This is a genomic window from Roseomonas sp. SRI_022 (assembly GCF_057586215.1).
Genome location: NZ_JBYCZL010000053.1, coordinates 1 through 15,261 on the forward strand (window position 1 = coordinate 1; position 15,261 = coordinate 15,261).

The window sequence follows — 15,261 nt, forward strand, 5'->3', positions numbered from 1 at the left end:
CGCGTGACCATCGGCGGCGCCCGAGTCGCGCTGCGCGCGGCCGAGGATGATCGCGGCCAGCTGCGCGAAATCTCATTCAGCCTGCCGCGTGAGAGTGCCGCGACCCGCGCCCTGCTTGAGGGCCTTGCCCAGGCGGTTTCGCTGGGCCTCGGCGCCGGTGTGCCGCTCGACGCCTTCGTCGATGCCTATGCCTATGCGCCCGGCGCGGGTGGGGCGGTCGAAGGTGACGCGGCGATCCATCGCGCCACCTCGGTGCTGGACTGGGCGTTCCGCCGGCTGGCGCTGGACTATCTCGGCCGCGCCGACCTACCTGATCCGGCAGAGGAGGAGGTGCCGGCGCCTGCGCTGGCGACGCAGCTGCCGCTGCTGCCGCTCGACCTCCCGGCACAGCCGGCGCCGCGGCGCGGCCGAGCGCTGCGCCACGCCGCCTGACGCCAGCCCGCCCGTTCGGCGGGCTGGCGCGGGGCTTTCATGGCGTCGCGGATGGCGCATTCTGGGGCGCGGGCGCGGAGCCCGCCCAGATGACATGAAGGACGACTGATCCATGGCCGGACGCATCGAACAGCGGCTCGCGGAACTCGGCATTGCCCTGCCGACTCCGGCAGTCCCGATCGCCAACTACGTGCCCTTCACCCTGGCCGGCTCGTTGCTGGTCGTGTCCGGCCAGATCCCGCTGCGCGATGGCACGGTTGCGTATGCCGGAAAGGTCAGCGTCGAGGTCAGCCTCGATGACGGCAAGGCGGCGGCGCGGTTGTGCTTCATCAATCTGCTCGCGCAGGTGAAGGCGGCGGCGGGGGATCTCGACCGGGTGAAGCGGGTGCTGCGGCTCGGCGGCTTCATCGCCTCACCGGCGAGCTTCACGCAGCATGCGGCGGTGATGAACGGCGCTTCGGACCTCGCCGTTGAGGTGTTCGGCGATGCCGGGCGGCATGCGCGTTCGACGATCGGCGTGCCGTCGCTGCCAGCCGACGCGGCGGTCGAGGTCGAGGGAATGTTCGAACTCGGCTGATACAACTCCTGGTCGCCGGGCGCTGTCCCGGCGACCGTTCGGGAAGGCGGTGCTTTGCGCGTACCCGCCGCCGCGCCAGGGGGGCGCCGATCCGATCCGGCGGTGTCCGCGTTCCGGCCGGGGAGGCTGCGGCGCCAAGCGCCCGCGGCGTTTTTCGGGCGGGTTGCTCAAGCAGCGTGATGCCTCACGGAAGCCGCGCCGCCGCGTCCTGACGCGCCGTCCGAGCCCATCAGGTGTCTTTGCGTGGGCGCCAATGCTTCGCGGATGGCATTCGCCAGGCAGGGTTCCGCCGCTCAGATGCTCTCTTTCCACGTGCATTGTCTCAGGAATTTTCGTGCACGCTCAGGCGCTTGATCAGGAATTCGGTTGCGCGAGACCGGTTTGCGCTGTTGCCGGGTTGCAACATTGCCCTGAGAATTCTCGTTAAAGGATTGCAAACGATGCTCACGATATGGTGATATATACTCAGGATTGTACAAGGGGGATTGGGCATGTCGGATATCGGGTTACGGGGGCATCGGGGCCACCCGCTCGTGCAGAACAGTGCACTGTCGCCGGAAGGGCGCTGGGCCATGGCGCTCGGCTTGGTTGCGCTGATGATCGGGCTCGGCGCCGCGGCGGGCGGCGCCTATGTCGGCTTCGGCACGACGGCGCGGCTGATCGCGCTGCCTGCCGGCCTGCCGGCGGTGGAACCGGAAACGATCGCCATCTTCATGTTCGCCTGCGGCGCCATCACGACGCTGCTCGGCGCCATCAGCATCTACAAGGCGCACGAGATCTGACAGGGGGCGGGAGGCCCGTCGTTCTGGGGGGAACGACGGGCCTCTGGGGCCAGCCAGATTGCGCGTGAATGCGGGAATGGTCCTGCGGGCACATTTCCAGGCGGGTTGCGAGACCCGCGCCCGGCGCGCCAGGCGCGTCCGGCGGTCCAGGTGACGACGTCAACACCACGCATCGACGAACCGCATTCGGATCGGCAAGCGAACGCACACGGCGGCTGACCATGCGCGGCAGGGCGCATGTGGCTTGCGCCCTGGCGCGGTCGCGCGACACTGGGGGCGATGGCCGACGGACCTGCCCCGCTTTCGCTTTCCCTGCACCGGCGTATCGCCGAGATCCCGGCAGCCGCCTGGGATGCCTGCGCCGGGGGCGACAACCCCTTCGTCAGCCATGCCTTCCTCTCGGTGCTGGAGGACAGCGGCAGCGCGGCGCCCGAACGCGGCTGGCTGCCACAGCATGCGGTGCTGCGCGATGAGGCGGGAACCGTACTTGCCTGCGCGCCCTGCTACGCCAAGTCACATTCCCAGGGCGAATACGTCTTCGACCATTCATGGGCCGATGCGCTGGAACGCGCCGGCGGCAGCTACTATCCGAAACTGCAGGTCTGCGTTCCGTTCAGCCCGGTACCGGGGCCGCGCCTGCTGATCCGCCCCTTCGCGGATGTGCCGGTCGGCGCGCTGGCCCAAGCGCTGGTGCAGGGCTGCGAGGCGGTGGGGGGATCCTCCGTCCATGCCACCTTCTGCAAGGTGGATGAATGGACGGCGCTGGGGGAGGCCGGCTGGCTGCAACGCCTCGGCACCCAGTTCCACTGGACCAATCCCGGCTACCGCTGCTTCGACGATTTCCTCGGCGCGCTGGCCTCGCGCAAGCGCAAGGTGCTGAAGCGGGAGAGGCGGGAGGTGCAGGCCGCCGGCCTGACATTGCGCTGCCTGCGCGGTACGCAGATCACGCAGCGGCACTGGGACGCCTTCCACCGCTTCTACCGCAGCACCACCGACAAGAAGTGGGGGCGCAGCGCGTATCTGACGAAGCGCTTCTGGCCGATGCTCGGCGAACGGCTGGGCGATGCGGTGGTGCTGATGATCGCCGAGCGCGATGGCGAGCCGGTCGCCGGTGCGCTGAACCTGGTGGGGCGCGACGCGATCTACGGCCGCAACTGGGGTGCGACGGTGGACGTGCCCTTCCTGCATTTCGAGCTCTGCTACTACATGGCCATGGACTTCGCGATCGCGCACGGCATCGGCCGCGTCGAGGCCGGCGCGCAGGGCGAGCACAAGATCCAGCGCGGCTACCTGCCGGTCCCGACCTATTCCGCGCATTGGATCGCGCATCGCGGATTGTCGGGCGCGGTGCAGGCATTCCTCGAACGCGAACGCCCGGCCATGCTGCGGGAGATGGAGATGCTGGCGACACTGTCGCCATTCCGCCGCGAGGACGACGCTTGACGCGGCAGGTAGGAGGCGACCGCATCCCGCGATAGGCTGCTGCTCGTGCGCCTCGCTTACCTGCAACTCGCCCTGTCGATGGTGCTGACCGGCGCCAATGTCGTCATTGCGAAGCTGCTGGCGGAGGCGCTGCCCGTCTCGCTCATCATCTTCCTGCGCTGCGTGCTGGCGACCGCTGTGTTGTGGCCGTTGGCGCGGGGGCTGGACGGGGCGGTGCGGGTGCCACCGGCCGTGCTCGGCAATCTCGCGCTGCAGGCGCTGTTCGGCACGGCGATCTACAACGCCAGCCTGCTGGCCGGACTGCGCCTGACCACGGCGCTGGAAGGTGGCCTGGTGCTGGCCAGCCTGCCGGCTGTCGTCGCGATCGGTGGCGCGGTGCTGCTGCGGGAGAGGTTGCCCGCGCGGCAGTGGATGGCGGTGGCGCTGGCGGCCTGCGGCATGGCGGCGATCACCGTGGCGCGCGCTGCGGGCGGGGGCGGCGGCTCGGTCGCCGGCAACCTGCTGGTGTTCGGCGCGGTGCTGGGGGAGGCCGCCTATGTGCTGCTGGCCCGACGCATCGCCGGGCGCGTGCCGGTGATCACCGCGACGCTGTGCATGCAGGGCTTTTCGGCATTGGCGCTGGCGCCCTTCGCGCTGGCGGAGATCGGCGCCGCCGGCGCGCTGGGCTCGCCGTCACTGGCCGCGCTGCTGATCCTCCATGCACTGACGGCAAGCGTGTTGAGCGTGCTGCTTTGGTATTCCGGGCTGAAGCGCGTGCCGGCGGGCATGGCGGGGATCTTCACGGGCTTCCTGCCTGTCACGGCGGCGCTGGTCGCGGTCAGCGTGCTGGGTGAGGCCTTCACCGCGACGCATGCGGCCGGCTTCCTGCTGATGATGGGCAGCGTGGCGGTGGCGACCTGGCCACGGCGGGGTGGAACGCATTGAAGGCCTGGCTGTCGCTCTCGGTTGCCGAATTCGCGGCGCTGTCGGCGCGCGATGTCGCGGCACGGCTGGCCTATGCCCAGGCGTCGCGCCACGCCACGCTGGAACTGGCGCAGCGCCATGCGTGGGAAGCCGAGGCCGCGCTGCTGCATGTCGCGCTGCGTGGCGCCGACCCGTCCTGGCGCGTGCTGTTCGAATGCGACCTGCTGCGGCTGGAGAAGCGTGCGGACGTTGTGATCGTCACCGATCGCGCGATCCTGGTTCTGGAATTCAAGCACGGCGCGCGCGCCTTCGAACCGAAGGATCTGCGGCAGGCGGAGGATTACGCGCTCGACCTGCATGATTTCCACGCCGGCAGCCGCGCCCATCCAGTGGTGCCGGTGCTGGTCGCCACCGATGCCGCGCCGGCGCGCTTCGATCCGCTGCTGATCTGGCATGGCGTGACGCCGGTGCTGTGCAGCAATGCGGCGCAGATCGGCGCGTTGGTCGCGGCCGTGCAGGCGGGCGTTGGCGTGCCCACAAGGCCGCTGGACGCGGCGGCGTGGGAGCGCGCGCAATACCGTCCGGTGCCGACGGTGCTGGAAGCGGCGACATTGCTCTATCGCCGCAATTCGGTTGCCGAGATCGCCGCCGCACGCGCTGATGCACCAAACCTGACACGCACCGCCGAGGCCATCGCCCGCGCGATCGGGAGGGCGCAGGCCGAGCGCGCGCATCTCGTCGTCTTCGTCACCGGCATCCCTGGCGCCGGCAAGACGCTGTGCGGGTTGAACGTGGTGTTCGGCGCGCTGCGTTCGCATGGCGCGGCCTTCCTGTCCGGCAATGTCCCGCTGGTGACGGTGCTGCGCGAGGCGCTGGCCCGCGACGCCGCGCCGACCGGCGGCCGCACGCTGCAGGCCGCTCGGCGGCAGGCGCAGACGGCGCTGCAGAACGTGCATCGCTTCCTCGAGCAGTACGTCGTCCACCCGCACCACATCCCCGAGGCGCGCGTCATTGTCTTCGATGAGGCGCAGCGCGCCTGGGATGCCGCGCAGGCCACCCGCGATACGCAGCGCCGCGTCAGCCGCCTGACCATGAGCGAGCCCGGCCACGCGCTGGAGATCATGGGCCGGCACGACGGATGGTCGGTCATCGTCGCCCTGATCGGCGGCGGGCAGGAGATCAATACGGGCGAGGCCGGTCTCGCGGAATGGGGCCGCGTCATCGCGGCCGATCCGCGCTGGCGCGCCGTCGCGGCGGAGCGCGCGACCATGGCGGCCGATCCGGCCCAGCGTCTCGCCGATGGTCCTCGCCACTGGTTGTCCTTCGATGATGATCTCGACCTGACCGTGCCGATGCGCAGCGTGCGGGAAGCCGCCGGCAGCCCCTGGGTGGATGCGGTGCTGCGCGGCGAGGCGGCGGAGGCATCGGCGATCGCGGCGGCAGCCGGCGGCGTGCCCTTCCTGGTGGCGCGGGGTCTCGACGAGACACGCGCCGGGTTGCGGATGCTCGGCCGTGGGTTGCGCCGCGCCGGGTTGGTCGCGGCCGCCGGGGCGCGACGCCTGCGCGCGGACGGCCTCGGCGTGCAGGTGCCCGAGGTCGCCGACTGGTTCCTCAATCGCTGGCCGGACATCCGCTCCTCCGAGGCGCTCGAGACCTTCGCGACGGAATACGACTGCCAGGGGCTGGAACTGGATGTGGTGGGCCTCGCCTGGGGTGGCGACCTGGTGCGCGACGCCGAGGGCTGGCGGCCGCGCCGCTTCGCCGGCGACCGCTGGTTCCGGGTGCGCAGCGCGGAGGAACGCCGCTTCATCCTCAACACCTATCGCGTACTGCTGACGCGGGCGCGCTACGAGACGGTGATCTGGGTCCCGCGCGGCAGTGCGGCCGGCGACCCCTTCCACGACGCGACGCGCGACGCGGCTGAGATGGATGAGATCGCCGATTACCTGCTGGCCTGCGGCGCCCGACCGCTGGAGCACGCGCCAGCCGCCCCCACGCGCGCGGCGGCTGCGACGCTGCTATGAAGGCGTCCATGCGCCGATTTCTGATCGCCCTGCTGAGCCTCTGCGCCCTGCCTGCCGCGGCGGGAGAACTGAAGATTGCGACCTGGAACATCGCCTGGCTGACCACCAAGCCGGCGGGACATCCCGATGTGCCGGCCTCGGTCCGGCCACGCACGAATGAGGACTACGCGCGGCTGCGCGTCTACGCGGACCGCCTGGCTGCCGATGTTGTCGCATTGCAGGAAGTCGATGGCCCGCTTGCAGCGGCGCGCGTCTTTGATGCCACGCGCTACGAGTTCCACTTCCCGGCCGAGACCGACGTGCAGCGCGCCGGTTTCGCCTGGCGGCGGGGGCTGAACGTCACGCGCAATCCGGACCTCGCGGCGCTCGACCTGGTGCCCAATGCGCGGCGGTCGCTGCGCCGCGGTGCCGACATCACCGTGCGGGATGGGGAGGGGCCGCCGCTCCGGCTGCTGTCCGTACATCTCGATGGCGGCTGCGCGCGGGATTCGGTGCGGCAGCCGGATTCGCGCGACTGCCAGAATCTCGGGCGCCAGGCGGCGATCCTGCGCGACTGGATCGCCGAGCGCCAGCGCGAGGGCATGGCCTTCGCCATCCTCGGGGACTTCAACCGGCGCATGGAACGCAACGACGAATTCCTCGCGGTGCTCACCGAAGCCGCACCGCTGACGCGCGCGACGCAGGGCTTCTCCAACCCCTGCGGCGGGCGCGACGGCCAGGCGCGGCCCTTCATTGACCACATCCTCCTCGGTGGCGCGGCGCGGGACTGGGTGGTGCGCGACAGCTTCCGCGTCATGGTCTATGCCGAACGCGATCCCGTCATCCGCGAGCGGATCTCCGACCATTGCCCGGTCAGCGTGCGGGTCGATCCGCGCTGATGGCCGGCACGCCGGGCTTCGCCCGCATCACGCTGCCACTGGCGGCGATCAACTTCCTGAACCAGGGCAACCGTGCGCTGGTCGCGACGATCGGACCGCTGCTCGCCATCGAGTTCGGGCTCTCGGCCTCCGAACTCGGCCTGCTCGCGGCCTGCTTCTTCGGCGCCTACGCAGTGGCGCAACTGCCGATCGGCGTCGCACTCGACCTGCATGGACCGCGCAAGGTGCAAAGCGCGCTCGCGCTGGTCTCCGCCGCAGGCTTCCTGGCCAGCGCGGCGGCGCCGGATGTCTGGGCGCTGGCGGTGGGGCGGATCATCTGCGGCCTTGGCCTTGGCGCGGGGCTGATGGCGATGCTGAAGGCGAACACGCAATGGTACCCCAAGCACCGCGTCGCTGCGGTGACGGGGGCCGGGCTGTTCCTCGCCGGCATGGGCGGGGTATCGGCGACCGTGCCGGTGCAATGGGTGCTGCCGGTGCTTGGCTGGCGCGGCATCTTCGTGCTGCTGGCTGCGCTGTCGGTGGCAGCCTCTGTCTGGATCAGGCTGGCGGTGCCCGACCGGCCGCCCGGCGCGGTGGTGCCGCAGCGGCGCAGCCTGGTGCATGAGATCGGCGAGTTCGGCCGCATCTTTCGCGACCGCGGCTTCCTGAGGTTCCTGCCGTCGGTGATGGTGCTCTCCGCGCTGAACTTCACCTTCCAGGGGCTGTGGGCGGGGCCGTGGCTGCGCGACGTCGGCGGGTTGGCGGATGGGCCACGCGCGGCCGCGCTGCTGATCTATGCCCTCGGTCTCGTGACCGGCAGCCTGGCGACCGGGCAGGCGGCGTCCTTCGCGCAGGGGCGCGGCCTGTCGCCGATGTTCGTGCCCTATATCGGCATCGCGGGCGTGCTGGCGGCGCAGGCGGTGCTGGTGGCCGCCACGCCATCCGGCTTCTGGCCGGTGGCGATGACGTGGTTCGCGTTTTCCTTCTGCGGGTCAGTGGGCGTGGCGGGCTATGCCGCGATGGGGCAGGGCTTTCCGCCGGAATTGCAGGGCCGCGTCGCCACCGCGATCAACTTCGCCATGCTGGTGCTGGTCTTCGCGCTGCAGACCGGGATCGGGGCGATCCTGGACCTTTGGCCCCGCATGAGCGGCGGCGGTTGGAACCCGGCGGGCTATGCCGTGGCGCTGACAGTGACGTTCCTGTTGCAGGCACTGGCCGCTCTGTGGATCGTGGTGGCACCAAGGGGGAAGGCCGCATGATCAGCAAGCGCGTCGAGAAGATCCTGGACCGCTACCGCGTCACATCGGGCAAGGGTTTCCGGCTCAAGGACCTCGATCCCGGCGACACCGCGGGGCTCGACGTCCAGAAGGACCACGCCGGCGAGCTGCTGCAGCAGGGTGTCGAGCAACTCGCCCGTCTGCAGGACATGCTCTATGCGCAGGATCGCTGGTCGGTGCTGTGCATCTTCCAGGCGATGGACGCGGCCGGGAAGGATGGCGCGATCAAGCACGTCTTCTCGGGCGTCAATCCGCAGGGTTGCCAGGTGCATTCCTTCAAGGCACCCACGGTCCTCGACCTGGACCATGACTTCCTGTGGCGGCATTCCACGGCCTTGCCCGAACGCGGGCGCATCGGCATCCACAATCGCAGCTGGTACGAGGAAGTGCTGGTGGTGCGCGTGCACCCAGAGTTCCTCGCCGGCCAGAAACTGCCGTCACGCCTGGTCGGCAAGCGCATCTGGGACGAACGGCTCGAGGATATCGCCGCCTATGAACGTTACCTGGCCCGTCAGGGCACGGTGGTGCTGAAGTTCTTCCTCAATGTCAGCAAGGGGGAGCAGAAGCGCCGCTTCCTGTCGCGCATCGAGGAACCCGAGAAGAACTGGAAGTTCTCCGCCAACGACGTGGCGGAGCGCGGACATTGGGATGCCTACATGGAGGCCTATGAGGCGGCGATCCGCGGCACGGCGGCGGCGCATGCGCCGTGGTTCGTGGTGCCGGCGGACAACAAGTGGTTCACGCGCCTCGCGGTGGTGGCGGCGATCGTGCATGCGCTGGAAGGGCTCGACCTGCATTATCCGCGGGTGACGAAGGCGGAGCGGGCAGGGTTGGAAGTGGCGCGGAAGGCGCTGGTCTGAAAGCCCATGCCGTGGCCGAAGGAAGGCCACGGCATGAACGTGCTCAGGACCTATTCGTTCGCGCGGTCCAGCGCATGCAGCGCATAGGTGAACGCCGCGCCCGCATTCAGCGCGATGGCGACGCCGAGCGCCTCGGCGATTTCCTCCTTCGTCGCGCCTGCCGCTTGTGCCTTACGCACATGCGCGTCCATGCAGCCTTCGCATTTCGTCGTGATGGCGACTGCGATCGAAATCAGTTCCCGAGTCTTGGCATCGAGGTGCTTGGTCTGCGCCGCGCCGTTGTTCAGCGCGACGAAGCCCTTCACGATCTCCGGGTGCAACTGGCCGAGTTCCTTGCCGCGTTCCCGCAGCCCCGCGGAGTAACCCTTCCAATCCTTGATCGCGCTCATGCCGGCGTCCCCTGACTGTGCGGCGCGGGATCGCGCCGTCAGGCGGGAAGGATATCCGCGACCCGTGCGCGCTGCACCCCCGCGGCCTCCATCGCATCCCAGGCCTTCGCCAGGCTGCCGTTGAGGTCGATGGCGCGGCAGGCATCCTCGATGACGGTCGCCTCGAAGCCGAAGCGCCGCGCATCGAGTGCCGTCCAGGCGACGCAGAAATCCGTCGCGAGACCACAGATGTGCACCGCCGTGATGCCGCGCGAGGTGAGCCAGCCATCGAGGCCCGTGCGCGTCACCCGATCGGCCTCAAGGAAGGCGGAGTAGGAATCGACGCCACGATGGATGCCCTTGCGCAGGATGAGTTGCGCATGCGGCACGTCGAGTTCCGGATGCAGGCGGGCGCCATGGGCCCCCTGGATGCAGTGGTCGGGCCACAGCACCTGTGGGCCGTAATGCATGTCCTTCATCTGGAAGGGCTCCTGCCCTTCGTGCTGGGAGGCGAAGGAGGCGTGATCCGCCGGGTGCCAATCCTGCGTCAGCACCACCTGGCCGTACCGCCGCGCGAGCGCGTTGATCAGCGGCACGACCTCATGCCCATCGGGCACGGCGAGCGCGCCGCCGGGACAGAAATCGCACTGAACATCAACGACGAGGAGGGCGGGCTCGCTCATCAGGGTATTGAAGCCCCCTCGATGCCCAGCGCCAATACTCCGCATTCAAAAGGCCCGCCGGCCTTTGGCGGGGAGGTCCGGAGGGGCGGCGCCCCTCCGGTTCCGTACGCGCTACTCGACCTGCTCGGGCTCGCGTTCCGCATCGCCTTCGCCTTCTTCCGGCTTGGGCAGGGCGGGCGGCGCCGCTTCCACCATGTCGAAGGTCAGCGCCCCGTCCTTGAGCCCGACCTTCACTGCCCCGCCCTTGGCGAGCTTGCCGAACAGCAGCTCCTCCGCGAGCGGCTTCTTCACGAATTCCTGGATGACGCGCGCGAGCGGCCGGGCGCCATACAGCGGTTCGTAGCCGCGTTCCGCCAGCCATTCCTTCGCGGCCGAGGAGAGTTCGATCGTCACGTTGCGGTCGGCGAGCTGTGCCTCAAGCTGCATGACGAACTTCTCGACCACGCGGCCGACGATCTCCGGCGTCAGGGCCGCGAAGCCAACGACAGCATCGAGCCGGTTGCGGAACTCCGGGGTGAACAGGCGCTTGATCGCCTCCTCATCCTCGCCGATCCGCGTTTCGCGCTCGAAGCCGATGGTCGGCTTGGCCATGTCGGCTGCACCCGCATTCGTCGTCATGATCAGGATGACGTTGCGGAAATCCACGGTCTTGCCGTTGTGGTCGGTCAGCTTCCCGTGGTCCATCACCTGCAGCAGGATGTTATAGAGATCCTGGTGCGCCTTCTCGATCTCATCGAGCAGCAGCACGGCATGCGGATGCTGGTCGATGGCATCGGTCAGCAGCCCGCCCTGGTCGAAGCCGACATAGCCCGGCGGCGCGCCGATCAGGCGGGAGACAGAATGCCGCTCCATGTATTCCGACATGTCGAAGCGGATCAGCTCGATGCCGAGGGTCTTGGCCAGTTGCTTGGCGACCTCGGTCTTGCCGACGCCGGTCGGGCCGGAGAACAGGTAGTTGCCGATCGGCTTCTCCGCGTCGCGCAGCCCGGCACGGGACAGCTTGATCGCTGCGGACAGTGCCTCGATCGCCTTGTCCTGGCCGAAGACCATGGCCTTGAGGTCGCGTTCGAGATTGCGCAGCTGCTCGCGATCGTCGGTCGAGACCGATTTCGGCGGGATGCGCGCGATCTTGGCGACGATGTCCTCGACATCCTTAAGCGTGACCGTCTTCCGCCGTTTGTTCTCGGGCAGCAGCATCCGCGATGCGCCGACCTCGTCGATCACGTCGATCGCCTTGTCCGGCAGCTTGCGGTCGTGGATGTACTTGGCCGAGAGCTCCACGGCGGCGCGGATCGCTTCGGGCGTGTAGCGGACCTTGTGGTGCTTCTCGTAGTTGGTCTTGAGGCCCTGCAGGATCTTCACCGAATCCTCGACCGTCGGTTCATTGACGTCGATCTTCTGGAAGCGGCGGACCAGGGCGCGGTCCTTCTCGAAGTAGTTGCGGTATTCCTTGTAGGTGGTCGAACCGATGCAGCGCAGCGTGCCCTGAGCGAGGGCGGGCTTCAGCAGGTTCGACGCATCCATCGCGCCGCCGCTCGTCGCACCCGCGCCGATCACCGTGTGGATCTCGTCGATGAACAGGATGGAACCGGCCTGGTTCTCCAGTTCCTGGACGACGGCCTTCAGCCTTTCCTCGAAGTCGCCGCGATAGCGCGTGCCGGCCAGCAGCGAGCCCATGTCGAGCGCGAAGATGGTGGACTTCAGCAGCACCTCGGGCACGTCGCCCTCGACGATGCGCTTGGCCAGGCCCTCGGCGATCGCCGTCTTGCCGACGCCGGGATCACCCACATAGAGCGGGTTGTTCTTCGTGCGCCGGCAGAGGATCTGGATGGTGCGCTCGATCTCCGAGTCGCGGCCGATCAGCGGGTCGATCTTGCCGGCCTGCGCCTTCTTGTTGAGGTTGACGCAGTAGTTGGACAGCGCGTCCTGGCCACGGCCGCCGCGCGGCTTCTCCTCCTTCTCCGGATTCTCCTCCGAGGACGGGTTGTTCGCGTTGGACGACCCCTGAACCGGGCGCGGTTGCGACCGGCCGGGCGCCTTGGCGATGCCGTGGCTGATGAAGTTCACCGCGTCCAGCCGCGTCATGTCCTGCAACTGCAGGAAGTAGACGGCGTGCGATTCTCGCTCGCTGAACAGGGCTACCAGCACATTGGCGCCGGTGACCTCGTCGCGGCCGGAGGATTGCACATGGATCGCGGCGCGCTGGACCACGCGCTGGAAGCCGGCGGTGGGTTTCGGATCGCCGCCGCGCTCGGTCACCAGCCCGGCCAGGTCCTTGTCGAGGAATTCGGTCAGGTCGCGCTTCAGCCGGTCGAGATCGACGCCGCAGGCGCGCAGCACCGTGGCCGCGTCCTGGTCGTCTCCCAGCGCAAGCAGCAGGTGTTCGAGGGTGGCGTATTCGTGTCGCCGTTCACTGGCCAGCGCCAATGCCCGGTGGAGCGTCTGCTCTAGGTTGCGGGACAGCATGTCAGTGACGCTCCCCTGTCGATGGTGCGCCGGCCTCCTCGAGGTCCGTGCCGCACCGGGTATCCAGTCGTGATGTGGGCTTCTCCCCGGGGTTCTGCGACCCCTTTCCCTGATCCTTCGAACGCTATTCCTTCTCGATCGTGCACTGCAAAGGATGCTGGTTCTGGCGTGCAAGGTCCATCACCTGGGTCACCTTGGTCTCCGCGACCTCATAGGTGAAGACACCGCAGACGCCGACGCCGCGACGATGCACATGCAGCATGATACGCGTCGCCTCCTCCCGGTTCTTCTGGAAGAAGCGCTCGAGGACATGCACGACGAATTCCATCGGCGTGTAGTCGTCGTTCAGCATCAGCACCTTGTACATGGCGGGCTTTTTGGTGCGCGGGCGTGCCTTGACGACGACGCCGGTCTGCGACCCGTCATTGCCTTGCCCGTTGCCCGTACGCTTGTCCGGATCGCTCATGGCTGCAGAAGTGGTTTCCCTAGGCGGTTTCGGCAACGGCCCCCCGCCGCATGCCAGGATATCGGACCGTGCGGCGGGAGGTGAAGGCCCGACCGCACCGGCGCCGCAGATTGTCCGCCGCATGGTGGCGACGCACCACGAAGGGCGCGATCGACCCTGATGGCATGCAACCCCCGAAACGCGGAAGGGCCCGGATCCCACCCCACCCGCCGGAGCGGGATGGGGCCGGATGCCGGGCCCTTCGTGTGGCCGCCCCGCCCAGGGAGGGGAGGGGGAAGTTCGGGCGGGGGCGGCCTAGTCCCGTTGGCTCAGGCCGCGAGCGGCTTCGCCAGCTTCTCCATGGCGACCGTCACGCGGGCGCTGATCGGCGCGGAGGCCTGCTCGGCCAGCTTGAAGACGGCTTCCTGGAACTTCGCGGACTCGGCGACGGCCTTCTCGAGCGCGGCTTTGGCGAACTTCGTCTGGATCTCCGCGGCCTCGTTGAGGCTCTTCACCGCGGCGAGCGCCTTGGCACCCTCGAGGGTCTGGTCGGTCAGGCCCTGGGCCAGCGCCATCGCCTGGCGGGCGAGGTCCTGCGTGCCGGTCGCCCAGGTCTGCGCGGCCTTGGTGAAGGCCTCCACATTGCCGCGGCCGAACTCGGTCGCTTCCTCGGCGGCCTTCATGAAGCCCTCGGCGCCCTTCGTCATCTGTTCCATACCCTTCTCCATCGCCACGCGGGCATTCGCCGCGCCTTCGGTCACGATCTTCTGCGCCTGGGCGGCACCCTCGGCGGCAATCTTCTTCACGTCAGCCTTGGTATCGGCCATGTCACTGTTCCCTTCGAGATCGGTCGCCGGAACCGTGATGGCCCCGTTCTGCCGGTTTGACCCGGCATTCCGGGTCGTCTTGCTGCGCTGCAACATGATGATCGTTTAGGCGGCGTGCCACTCGATACGCAAGAGTTTTTTGCAGTGCACAAAAATGAAATCGAGGGGTAACGGGACGGGGTGGTAACGGCGCCCCGCAAGAAGATTGGGTAAGCCTTTGCCCGGAAACGAACTCCTTGTGATTTGAAGTGGACGATGGGGCACGCGCTGACTATCCTGCGCGCGTTGTCACCCGCCGCGACCCGTGCGCGCCGGACCCAGGGGGATTCCGAATGACGTCATCAAGCGCCCGGTCGCGCCGGAAACCTGCCCCGTGGCGCGGCCTGGCGGCCCTGGTGGCTGGCTTTGCCCTTTGGCTCACGGCCGGTCCGGCCGCGGCGCAGATCGGCAGCGACCGCTACGCGGCGATCGTGCTCGATGCCCGCAACGGCAACGTCCTCATCGCCGCCAATGCGGATGAGCAGCGCTACCCCGCCTCGCTCACCAAGATGATGACGCTCTACATGCTTTTCGAGGCCCTGAGGGACGGCCGGGTGCAGCTCAGCACGCCGATCCGCATGAGCGAGGAGGCCGCCTCCCGCCCGCCTTCGAAGCTCGGCCTGCCGCCGGGCATGACGCTGACCGCCGAACAGGCGATCCTCGCCCTGGTCACCAAGAGCGCCAACGACGTCGCGTCTGCGGTCGGCGAGCACCTGGCCGGCAGCGAGGAGCGCTTCGGCCAGCTGATGACCATGCGCGCGCGTGCCATCGGCATGACGCGCACCACCTTCCGCAACGCTTCCGGCCTGCCGGACCCCGACAACGTCACCACGGCGCGGGACATGGCGACGCTGGGGCTTCGGCTGGTCCGCGACTTCCCCGACCGCTACCGGTATTTCAGCACCGTGCACTTCTCCTGGGGGCGGCAGTTGATCCGCAACCACAACCGCATGCTCGGCGACTATGACGGCGCGGACGGCATCAAGACCGGCTTCATCCGCGACTCCGGCTTCAACATCGTCACCTCGGCGATGCGCGACGGGGTGCGGCTGGTCGGCGTCACCATGGGCGGTTCCTCCTGGGTCGAGCGCGACCGGCACATGGGCGCGCTGCTCGACCAGGGCTTCGCGCAGGTCGGCGTGGCCGCCCGCCCGCCTTCGGGGCTGATGGCCGCCGCGGCCGGTGGCGTTGTCGGATCGGCCCGCGCGGCGACACGGGTTCCGGATCGCCGCGCGGCGGCGACCCGGGCCGCCACAGTTTCGCGCTTCGGCACCAGGC

Annotated in this window: 15 protein-coding genes; 10 read left to right on the forward strand and 5 right to left on the reverse strand. The window is 68.8% G+C overall.

All coding sequences use genetic code 11. The features are described from left to right. The 9 genes from AC2YHJ_RS27440 to AC2YHJ_RS27480 form a co-directional block, all read left to right on the forward strand. Positions 1 to 432 (forward strand): TSCPD domain-containing protein (locus tag AC2YHJ_RS27440; RefSeq protein ID WP_487399376.1); only part of this gene is annotated, 432 nt, incomplete at its 5' end. 112 nt (positions 433 to 544) lie between these two features. Continuing rightward, the gene (locus AC2YHJ_RS27445) at positions 545 to 1,009 is read left to right on the forward strand and encodes a RidA family protein (RefSeq protein WP_487399377.1); all 465 of its coding nucleotides are present in this window, start codon (positions 545 to 547) and stop codon (positions 1,007 to 1,009) included. 533 nt (positions 1,010 to 1,542) lie between these two features. Continuing rightward, the gene (locus AC2YHJ_RS27450) at positions 1,543 to 1,791 is read left to right on the forward strand and encodes a hypothetical protein (RefSeq protein WP_487399378.1); all 249 of its coding nucleotides are present in this window, start codon (positions 1,543 to 1,545) and stop codon (positions 1,789 to 1,791) included. Between the two features lie 279 nt (positions 1,792 to 2,070). After that, positions 2,071 to 3,234, forward strand: a complete 1,164-nt coding sequence (locus tag AC2YHJ_RS27455; RefSeq protein ID WP_487399388.1) for a GNAT family N-acetyltransferase — start codon at positions 2,071 to 2,073, stop codon at positions 3,232 to 3,234. Positions 3,235 to 3,279: 45 nt separating this feature from the next. Continuing rightward, a complete protein-coding gene (locus tag AC2YHJ_RS27460; RefSeq protein WP_487399379.1) occupies positions 3,280 to 4,158 on the forward strand; it encodes a DMT family transporter in 879 nt (292 codons plus the stop codon). Then, positions 4,155 to 6,161: a DNA/RNA helicase domain-containing protein gene (locus AC2YHJ_RS27465; RefSeq protein WP_487399380.1), complete on the forward strand. Its 2,007-nt coding sequence runs from the start codon at positions 4,155 to 4,157 to the stop codon at positions 6,159 to 6,161. Before AC2YHJ_RS27460 ends, AC2YHJ_RS27465 begins: the two co-directional genes overlap by 4 nt. Before the next feature lie 8 nt (positions 6,162 to 6,169). Beyond that, positions 6,170 to 7,039, forward strand: a complete 870-nt coding sequence (locus AC2YHJ_RS27470; protein WP_487399381.1) for an endonuclease/exonuclease/phosphatase family protein — start codon at positions 6,170 to 6,172, stop codon at positions 7,037 to 7,039. Continuing rightward, positions 7,039 to 8,277, forward strand: coding sequence for an MFS transporter (locus tag AC2YHJ_RS27475; protein ID WP_487399382.1), 1,239 nt, complete (start codon positions 7,039 to 7,041; stop codon positions 8,275 to 8,277). Before AC2YHJ_RS27470 ends, AC2YHJ_RS27475 begins: the two co-directional genes overlap by 1 nt. Beyond that, positions 8,274 to 9,155: a polyphosphate kinase 2 family protein gene (locus tag AC2YHJ_RS27480; protein ID WP_487399383.1), complete on the forward strand. Its 882-nt coding sequence runs from the start codon at positions 8,274 to 8,276 to the stop codon at positions 9,153 to 9,155. Before AC2YHJ_RS27475 ends, AC2YHJ_RS27480 begins: the two co-directional genes overlap by 4 nt. 50 nt (positions 9,156 to 9,205) lie before the next feature. Here the strand turns inward: AC2YHJ_RS27480 and AC2YHJ_RS27485 are convergent, their stop codons facing one another. The 5 genes from AC2YHJ_RS27485 to AC2YHJ_RS27505 all read right to left on the reverse strand — a co-directional run bounded on the left by AC2YHJ_RS27485 (position 9,206) and on the right by AC2YHJ_RS27505 (position 13,944). Continuing rightward, a complete protein-coding gene (locus tag AC2YHJ_RS27485) occupies positions 9,206 to 9,535 on the reverse strand; it encodes a carboxymuconolactone decarboxylase family protein (RefSeq protein WP_487399389.1) in 330 nt (109 codons plus the stop codon). 47 nt (positions 9,536 to 9,582) lie between these two features. Next, positions 9,583 to 10,206, reverse strand: a complete 624-nt coding sequence (pncA, locus tag AC2YHJ_RS27490) for a bifunctional nicotinamidase/pyrazinamidase (protein ID WP_487399384.1) — start codon at positions 10,204 to 10,206, stop codon at positions 9,583 to 9,585. A gap of 111 nt (positions 10,207 to 10,317) precedes the next feature. Beyond that, a complete protein-coding gene (gene clpA / locus AC2YHJ_RS27495; RefSeq protein WP_487399385.1) occupies positions 10,318 to 12,672 on the reverse strand; it encodes an ATP-dependent Clp protease ATP-binding subunit ClpA in 2,355 nt (784 codons plus the stop codon). Between the two features lie 124 nt (positions 12,673 to 12,796). Continuing rightward, positions 12,797 to 13,138, reverse strand: a complete 342-nt coding sequence (gene clpS, locus AC2YHJ_RS27500; protein WP_188970123.1) for an ATP-dependent Clp protease adapter ClpS — start codon at positions 13,136 to 13,138, stop codon at positions 12,797 to 12,799. A gap of 308 nt (positions 13,139 to 13,446) precedes the next feature. After that, positions 13,447 to 13,944 (reverse strand): phasin family protein, encoded by a 498-nt coding sequence (locus AC2YHJ_RS27505; RefSeq protein ID WP_487399386.1) that lies wholly within the window; start codon positions 13,942 to 13,944, stop codon positions 13,447 to 13,449. 395 nt (positions 13,945 to 14,339) lie between these two features. Between AC2YHJ_RS27505 and AC2YHJ_RS27510 the strand changes: the two genes are divergently transcribed. Beyond that, the coding region (locus AC2YHJ_RS27510) for a D-alanyl-D-alanine carboxypeptidase family protein (RefSeq protein WP_487399387.1) at positions 14,340 to 15,261 on the forward strand (922 nt) is incomplete at its 3' end.